7 protein-coding genes are annotated in these 8,012 nt (G+C 68.8%); 2 read left to right on the forward strand and 5 right to left on the reverse strand.

Annotation, left to right across the window (positions count from 1 at the left end):
• Positions 1-109: 109 nt before the first annotated feature.
• The 4 genes from ABE423_RS20060 to ABE423_RS20075 form a co-directional block, all read right to left on the reverse strand.
• The gene (locus ABE423_RS20060) at positions 110-1,564 is read right to left on the reverse strand and encodes an efflux transporter outer membrane subunit (protein WP_346487286.1); all 1,455 of its coding nucleotides are present in this window, start codon (positions 1,562-1,564) and stop codon (positions 110-112) included.
• A complete protein-coding gene (locus tag ABE423_RS20065; protein WP_006384446.1) occupies positions 1,561-2,643 on the reverse strand; it encodes an HlyD family secretion protein in 1,083 nt (360 codons plus the stop codon). The genes ABE423_RS20060 and ABE423_RS20065 overlap by 4 nt, the downstream gene beginning before the upstream one ends.
• A 21-nt stretch (positions 2,644-2,664) precedes the next feature.
• Positions 2,665-4,194: an MFS transporter gene (locus ABE423_RS20070; protein ID WP_032129878.1), complete on the reverse strand. Its 1,530-nt coding sequence runs from the start codon at positions 4,192-4,194 to the stop codon at positions 2,665-2,667.
• 153 nt (positions 4,195-4,347) lie between these two features.
• The gene (locus tag ABE423_RS20075; protein ID WP_032129879.1) at positions 4,348-5,265 is read right to left on the reverse strand and encodes a LysR family transcriptional regulator; all 918 of its coding nucleotides are present in this window, start codon (positions 5,263-5,265) and stop codon (positions 4,348-4,350) included.
• Between the two features lie 141 nt (positions 5,266-5,406).
• Here ABE423_RS20075 and ABE423_RS20080 point away from each other — a divergent pair, with 141 nt between their 5' ends.
• A complete protein-coding gene (locus ABE423_RS20080) occupies positions 5,407-5,853 on the forward strand; it encodes a universal stress protein (RefSeq protein WP_253143913.1) in 447 nt (148 codons plus the stop codon).
• Between the two features lie 5 nt (positions 5,854-5,858).
• Entirely contained in the window at positions 5,859-6,329 is a 471-nt protein-coding gene (locus tag ABE423_RS20085; RefSeq protein ID WP_049400257.1) for a hypothetical protein, read from the forward strand.
• A 54-nt stretch (positions 6,330-6,383) separates the two neighbouring features.
• Here ABE423_RS20085 and ABE423_RS20090 read toward each other — a convergent pair whose 3' ends face one another.
• Positions 6,384-7,829, reverse strand: a complete 1,446-nt coding sequence (locus ABE423_RS20090) for a GGDEF domain-containing protein (RefSeq protein ID WP_125895596.1) — start codon at positions 7,827-7,829, stop codon at positions 6,384-6,386.
• Positions 7,830-8,012 lie beyond the last annotated feature (183 nt).

Below are 8,012 nucleotides of genomic sequence, written 5' to 3' on the forward strand. Positions count from 1 at the left end.
GGCCGGCACTACCCCGACGATTTCCTACCAGCCCCCGCCCAAGGCCGTGCTCTGGTCGACGCCAACCTTGGTTGGCGCTTCCGGGAAAATCGCCAACCAAGGTTGGCAACTACCGACGAACCGCCGGGCATGGCCCGGCGGTTCCATTTCCCGACCAACCACCGCCCAGCGCGCGGTACAGCTCCACCCGCGCGATCGCAGCCGTGGCCTGGCTGTTGGCCAGCGCAGCCTGGTTGTCCAGCGCGATGCGCTGGGTGGTCAGCACATCCAGCATGTCGACCACGCCAGCCTGGTACTGCCGGCGCGCCGCGCCCAGTGCGCTCTCGCTCTCGTCCACCGCCACATGCAGCTGCACCGTGCGCTGCTGCTCGGCGGCATAGCCATCGATGGCGTCGTCCACTTCGTGCCAGGCCTGCAGCACGGTACGGCGGAACTGCAGCGCCGACTGTTGCTGCTGCAGCCTGCTCAGCGCGAGGTTGGCCTTCAGCCGCCCGCCCTGGAAGATCGGTACGCTGATGGACGGCCCGATGCTGAAGCGGTGCGCGTTCCAGCCATCCAGATCATCCAGCTGCTTGGCCTGGAACCCAGCGTCGCCATTCAAGGTGATGCGCGGCAGGAAACTGGCCTTGGCCACGCCGATGCCGGCCGTTGCCGCATGCAGTGCCGCTTCGGCACGACGGATGTCCGGGCGACGCTCGGCCAGTTCACTGGGCAGCCCCACCGCCACCGCCGGCAACGCCGGCCAGTCACGGCGTGCATCCTGCAGCTGCGCGTCCAGCGCCTGCGGCGGCTGCGCCAACAGGAACGCCAGCGCATTGCGCAGCTGCGATTCGCGATGCCGCAGCGGCGCGATGCGTGCCTGCAGCGATGCCACCTGCGCGGACGCGCTGGACACCTGCAGCGTGCTGGCCACGCCCTGTTGCTGGCGTGCCTCGGTCAGGCGCTTCATGTCGAGGGCGATGCTGAGGTTGTCCTCGGTGATCGCCAGCAGCTGCCGCGTCGCGCGCAGCTGCAGGTAATCACGCGCGGTTTCCGCCAGCAGCGCGATGCGCACCGCGTGTGCATCCTCCTCGGCCATCTGCACGCGTGCGTCGGCCGCTTCCACCTGGCGGCGCACACGCCCCCACAGATCCAGTTCCCAGCTCAGGCCGATGCCGGCCTGGAACAGCCCGTAGTCATCACGGCCGCCGTTGCCGGACGGATCATTCAGGCCCACCTCGCTGTTGCGTGCACGCACGCCACTGGCGCTCGCGCTGACGCTGGGCAGGCGATCGGCGGCGGTGATGCCACGTGCGGCGCGGCTCTGCTGCACGCGGTTGGCGGCCAGCTGCAGGTCCAGGTTGGCCGCGAGCACCTGGCCGGCAAGCTGCCCCAGCAGTGGATCGTCGAAGCCGGCCCACCAGGCCGCGTCCTGGTCGATGGCGTTGCCGGCGACCGCCTCACCCTGCCAGTGGCTGGGCAGTTCCGCCTGCGGGCGTACGAAGTCCGGACCCATCGTGCAAGCAGCCAGGGCCGTGCACAGGCTGGCCGCAACGAAGGTGCGGAACAGGGTGACTGCGCTCATGCACCCTCCCCGCTCTTGTGGCCCGGACTGTGCTGCACGCTCTGCGCGCGGGCGCGGCTGCCCAGGTCAACACTGGCTTCCACCGACATGCCGGCACGCAGCTGGTCCAGCAGTGGCTGGCCGGGTTCCAGCACGATCTTGACGGGAATGCGCTGCACCACCTTGGTGAAGTTGCCGGTGGCGTTTTCCGGTGCGACGGCGGCGAAGGTGACGCCGGTGGCCGGTGCGATGCTGTCGATGTGCCCGCGCAGCGGCTTGCCCGGGAACACGTCCACCTTCAGCTCGACCTGTTGGCCGGCCTGCATGCGGGTCATCTGCGTTTCCTGGAAGTTGGCGACCACGAAGGCGCGCTTCAGCGGTACCACCGCAGCCACCGGCGTACCCGGGGTCAGGTAGGCGCCCACGCGTACCGCACGGCGGCCGACCATGCCGTCGATCGGCGCGCGCAGCACGGTGTGCGACAGGTCCAGTTCGGCACGCGCCTGCGCCGCTTCTGCACGCTGTACCGCCGCCTGTGCGGCCTGCACGCCAGCGCTGAGGATGTCGGTGCGCTGGCGTGCGGTCGACAGCGCGGCCTGGCCCTGCTGCAGGTGCGCACTGGCCACGGCCTGCTTCGACTGCGCCTGCTGCGCGTTCTGCACGGTGCCGGCGCCATCACGGGCCAGTTCGCGGTAACGCTGCTGGTCGGCGCTGGCCAGGGTCAGTTCGGAGCGGCTGACATCGACACTGGCCCTGGCCTGTTCAATCAGCGAGTCCTGCTGGGCCAGTGCGGCCTGCGCGTTGGCCAGCTGTGCACGGGCGTTGGCGAGGTCGGCACGGGCCGCCTGCAGGGCCACCTGGTAGTCGCGGTCGTCGATGCGGGCAAGCACGTCGCCCGCCTTCACCGACTGGTTGTCCTCTACTTCCACGGCACTGACGAAGCCGGGAATCTTCGGCGCGACCAGCGTGTAGTCGGCAACGACATAGGCATTGTTGGTGGTCTGGTGACCGCCGTCGCGCAGCAGCAGCCAGGCACCGATGGCCAGGGCCAGCACGCCCAGGCCCAGGCCGGTATTGAGAGTGGTTCGATTGATCGTCATGAGGGGGTTCCTGCGAAAGGTTCAGGCCACGGCACGTGGCGGATGGATGCGGGTGGGCATCCAGGCAATGAGGGGAATGAAGGCCAGCGCCACCAGCGCGACCACCCAGTACAGGTCGGCCGAGGTCAGCGCCTGCACCTGCGCATGCAGGCGCGCGCCCAGCTGCGGGCCCTCGGCCAGCCACGGCTGCTCGCCAAGGCGGTCGACCAGCACGGTGGAATGGAAATGACGGCGGCCCTGGGCGACGGCATCCAGCACGCCGCTGGCGAGCACGGCAGCAAAGCCCTTGACCGTGTTGAACCACGCCGAGGCGAACGGACCGTCCTGCGGTGCCAGCCCGCCAGTGGCCAGCATCAGCAGCGGCAACACCGCCATCGGCTGGGCGAATACCTGCAGCAGCTGTACCCACAGGAAGTTGTCGCGGATCCAGGCCACATCCAGGTGCGAGCCCAGCCAGCAGGCCAGCGCCAGCATCGCCAGGCCGGTGGCCTGCACCCAGCGGCAATCCACTGCGCGGATGTTCAACAACGCCGCCACCAACGGCAGTGCGATCACCTGTGGCAGCGCCACCCACAGCAGCATCGGTGCGGTCTGCAATGGCCGGTAGCCCTGCACGCTGGCCAGGAAACCGGAGGGAATCGAGATCACTGCCAGCAGCACGAACAGCACGCCGCCCAGCGTCACCAGCGAGTAGCTGAGGTTGCGGTTGGCCAGCAGCTGCAGCTTGAAGAACGGCAGCGGGTGGAACCATTCATTGATCATGAACAGCACCATCAGGCCGGCGCCGCCACCGATCATCAGGGTGATCATCGGCGAGTCGAACCAGTTCAGGCGCGGGCCCTGCACCAGGCCCAGCACCAGCAGCACCAGCGCCGGCAGGCCCAGCGCCAGGCCCACGCCATCGAACTGGGCAAAACGCTCCAGCCGCAGCGGGTCCTGCGGCAGGCCCCAGCTGACCATCGCCATGGCAGCCAGGCAGTACGGCACGATCTGCCAGAACGCCCAGTGCCAGCCCACCTGCTCGACCCAGAACGCGGCCAGCGGCGTGCCCATGCTCGGGCCGAAGGTAGCGGTCAACGCGTAACCCGCCAGGCCATACAGCTTGATGCCCGGCGGCAGGAAGCGCAGTGCCACGCTCATCAGCAGCGGCGGCAGCGCACCACCACACAGCCCCTGCAGCGCGCGCAGCAGCAGGAACACCTGCAGGTTCGGGGCAAGCGGGCAGAGCACGCCCAGCACCATGAAGCCACCGATCATCGCCAGCGCGAAGCGGCGCAGCGAGAAGGTGGCGGCACACCACGGGGCGAAGGCCATCGCGCTGACCGACATCGCGCTGTAGAGGGCGACGATCCAGCTGCCGTCATCGACGCTGAAACCCATCGCACCGCGGATGTCGGCCAGGGCGACCTTGGTGATGTTCTCGTTGAAGCCCGACACCAGCACCGCCAGCAGCACGCCACACAGGCCGACCAGAACGCGGCGGTCGAGCCCGGGGGCGGCGGCAGGACGGGGCGCAGCAGCGGCCGGGACAGCGGCGGCCGGCGTACTCATCGCCGGGCACCGATCCGTGCAGTGCACGGCATGTTGAGGGTCATTGGAATGCGCTCAGTGAAACTCCGGGGAGCGCAGTCTAGGGAGCTGGTACCCTGCGAAAAATGGCGCAGCCCGCATCCCAGGCGTGCGTCAAGCGCACGCATGAAAGTGTCAGCGCGGAGCCTCCCCTGCGCTTTCGCACATGGTCTTGATCGAGCGCCGCAGCCACTGATGCGCAGCATCGTTGTCCAGCCGCGGGTGCCAGGCCTGGACGATGGCGGCGGTGCGCACCGGGATCGGCAGCGGGAACAGGCGCAGCGGCAGGCGCATGCTGACGATCCGCTCCAGCATCACGCTCGGCATCTGCGGCAGGATCAGGTCCGACTCGGCGGCAGCGAAGATCGCGCCGTGGAAGGTCGGGCTGATCAGCGCCACCCGCCGCTGCAGGCCCAGCGTGGCCAGGTCGTCATCGATCGGGCCACGCGGCAGCCCCCGCCGCGACACCGCGATGTGGTCGCAGGCAGCAAAACGCTCGGCGCTGATCTCCTCATCGAACAACGGATGATCTTCGCGCGCGGCGCCCATGAACGAGGTACTGAACAGGTTCTGCACCTTGGTATCGGGCGCGTGCTTGCCGGCGGTGCTGATGTACAGGTCGATCCGGCCCTGCGCCATCGCGTCGTCGTCGGTATCGCCCTCGGGCACGAAGCGCAGCACCGCGCGCGGCGCCTGCTGGCGGAACAGTTCACGCAGGCGTCCGCCGAATCCACCGATGAAGACATCATTGGCGCGGACATTGAAGGTGCGCTCCAGGGTGCGCAGGTCGATCTCGCGACCGGCGTTGAACACACGGTGGGCCTGCTCGATCACATCGCGGACCTGCTCACGCAGCTGCAGCGCGCGGGGCGTGGGGGCCAGACCGCGGCCGGCACGCACCAGCACCGGGTCGCCCAGCGCGGTGCGGATCCGGCCCAGGGTACGGCTCATCGCCGGCGCGCTCAGGTTCATCCGCCGCGCGGCGGCGGCCACGCTGCATTCGTCAATCAGCACGTCCAGTGCCAGCAACAGGTTCAGGTCCGGCAGGGGCATGACAGTCTCCAGTAAATCAGATGACTCTACGACACTTGTAACCACGGAGGATTGCGTTTTACGCATTCATTGACTGCCGCGCACGGCATGGGTGCGCGCAGTGACATCGGCGACCATCCCCGGCCTGCCAAGGAGACATCCATGTTCAATACCCTGCTGGTCGCCCTGGACGGTGGCCCCCAGCACGCACGCGTGCTGGACCTGGCCGCAGCCATCGCCGGCCCCCACAGCCGCCTGCACCTGCTGTGCGTGCTCGACCCCGAATTCGCGCTGGCGGCCGATGCCAGCGACGCCGACCGCATCGAGTACCCGGAAGCCGCCCGCCAGCGCTCGCGGGCCGAAGCGGTGCTGGCCGAAGCCCTGGCCGAGCTGCGCGAGCGCGGCGTCGACGCCATCGCGCAGATTCCCTCGGGTGACCCGGGCGAAGTGATCAGCGAGCAGGCCCGGCGCCTGAAGTGCGACCTGATCGTCATCGGCCACCGCCACCTGTCCCGCCTGGAACGCCTGTTCGAACCCTCGATCGGGCAATGGACCATCGACCACGCGCCCTGTCCCGTGCTGGTGGAAACCCGCGACCCACAACCCTAGCAACCATGGCCTCCCGTTCCCCGTTGTTTCCCACCCGCGTCAACTACCGCGCCTTCGGCCGCCAGTTCGGCCGCGGCGAACAGGCACTGCTGGCGGCGATACGCCAGCTGCACGATCCTGATCAACAGGCCGATGGACTCGCCCAGCTGAGCAGCCTCGGTATTGATCCCGAAGGCTGCGACGCGTTCGTCGGCCTGCTGCCGCTGCTGGCCACGCCCACCGCCCCGATCGACCTGCTGCCCGCTGGCTCACCGTTCATCGCGGCCAGCGAACTGGACCTGCTGGTCTGCCTGCTGCGCATCGCCCAGTGGCGGCATGCACGCCCGCGCGAAGATGACACGCTGGCACCGTTGCGCCAGCAGCTGGCGCGCTGTGCGATGGCCGTGCAGGCGGCAAACCTGCCGTTGCGCCAGCGCTCTTTGTCACCGGTCGGGCTGAGGCTGCTCGATCCCACTGGCTGGTTGCGGCAGCGCTGACCCGGCCGCGCCGCCCGTGCGTAATCACGCACGGGGACCGGGCACCCGGCGCGCTCAGCAATCCATCCTGCCGTGCGCACTGCCTTCGTCGTCGAGCACGTGCGCATGCAGGATCACCTGGTTGCGACCGGCACGCTTGGCGGCGTACAGGCCGGCATCGGCATCCGCCAGCAACTGATCCGCGCTGGCCAGAGCCGGCGGGTGCAGGTAGCCCACGCCGATGCTGATACTGACCGACCCTTCCGGCAGTGGCAGCGCCGCCACCGCCTCACGCAGGCGCTCGGCCAGCGCCAGCACGCCCGACAGCGGGCTTCCGGGCACGATCACCGCAAATTCCTCGCCGCCGTAACGGGCAACACTGTCACCGGCACGGCCGGCACTGATCTTCAGGACCGTGGCCACGGCCTGCAGGCAGCGGTCCCCGGCCGGATGTCCGTGGCGGTCGTTGAAGGCCTTGAAGTGGTCGATATCCACCAGCAGCAGGCCCAGCTCGGTGCCGCTGCGCCGCGCACGGTTCCATTCCGCCAGCAGCAGTGCATCGAACTCACGCCGGTTGGCCACACCGGTCAGGCCATCCTGCCGAGCGAGCTGGTCCAGCGATGCCTGCCGTTCCATCAGGTCCACCTGCAACAGGATGCTGCGCACGCCGAAGCCCAGCGTTGCCACCACGAAGCCAGTGACCGCCAGCGGCCGCGCATGATCAACCACCAGGGTACCGACCACCAGCAGCAGCAATGGCAGGATCATCGGCCCCGCCGCCTGCACCGTTCTGCCCAGCCTCGGGTGCATCACGAACGTCGGCGCAGGCGCCTGGCTCATCGCCAGCAACGCCAGCAGCAGGAACGGCAGGTCGATCAGCAGATCGTTGTAGGCACCGAAGGACTGTTCCGAGGTGTAGTGGTTGATGTAGTACGCCACCATCAGGTAGCCCACCGCGTAGATCGCCAGCGCGCGGAAGAAGTTGCGCCGCTCCGGAACGTCTCCCACCAGCCAGCGCACCACCGCAAACCCGGCAATGCACAGATTCTGGATATCGAACATGCGCTGCATGTTGGACAACGCGTGGTCGTCGATGTCGACGCGCGCGGCGAACGACTGCGCATGCACGAAGAACAGCACGCCCAGCAACGCGGCCATCGCCGCGTCGATCAGGCTGATGCTCAGCCGCTCGCGGCGTGCACGGGCCAGGATGAACACCAGCGGCACGCCGTACAGCACATACAGGAACAGGCTGGCCTGCGGCGTGACATCGGCACGGCCGGCACCGAGCGCATCGATCATGTTGACGGCCATGCCACCCGCCCAGAGCAGCAGCGCCAGGGCGGTGGCGCGCCAGCCGAGCGCGGCACGGTCGCGGCGCGCCCGCCACAGGCAGGCCGCCGCCGCCAGCAACGGGGCACCCGTGAGGAACCCGAAGGAACCCGCACCGGCCGGACCCGACCACAGGGCCACGACCAGGCCGTGGCAGAGCACATACAGCAGCGCCAGCACTACCGGCATGCATCCCCCGATCCGCAAGGCCGTATGGGCGCACGATAGCCCCGCTCGCGCCACGGCCACGTGATCCAATACAGCAAATACGACACGTCGCGTGCCCCGCCATGGGAGTGGCGGGCCCGGGGCGCCCCACCCCCGGGAAAAAAAAGGTAGCACGTTGAGGCCCACCGCCCCCCCCAACCCCCA

The organism is Stenotrophomonas sp. TWI1409 (assembly GCF_039673015.1).
Taxonomy (GTDB): domain Bacteria; phylum Pseudomonadota; class Gammaproteobacteria; order Xanthomonadales; family Xanthomonadaceae; genus Stenotrophomonas; species Stenotrophomonas maltophilia_A.

Bases quoted from the DNA above. Each gene is read 5' to 3' on its own strand.
- ABE423_RS20060 (WP_346487286.1), bottom strand. From the start codon at position 1,564: ATGAGCGCAGTCACCCTGTTCCGCACCTTCGTTGCGGCCAGCCTGTGC.
- ABE423_RS20065 (WP_006384446.1), bottom strand. From the start codon at position 2,643: ATGACGATCAATCGAACCACTCTCAATACCGGCCTGGGCCTGGGCGTG.
- ABE423_RS20070 (WP_032129878.1), bottom strand. From the start codon at position 4,194: ATGAGTACGCCGGCCGCCGCTGTCCCGGCCGCTGCTGCGCCCCGTCCT.
- ABE423_RS20075 (WP_032129879.1), bottom strand. From the start codon at position 5,265: ATGCCCCTGCCGGACCTGAACCTGTTGCTGGCACTGGACGTGCTGATT.
- ABE423_RS20080 (WP_253143913.1), top strand. From the start codon at position 5,407: ATGTTCAATACCCTGCTGGTCGCCCTGGACGGTGGCCCCCAGCACGCA.
- ABE423_RS20085 (WP_049400257.1), top strand. From the start codon at position 5,859: ATGGCCTCCCGTTCCCCGTTGTTTCCCACCCGCGTCAACTACCGCGCC.
- ABE423_RS20090 (WP_125895596.1), bottom strand. From the start codon at position 7,829: ATGCCGGTAGTGCTGGCGCTGCTGTATGTGCTCTGCCACGGCCTGGTC.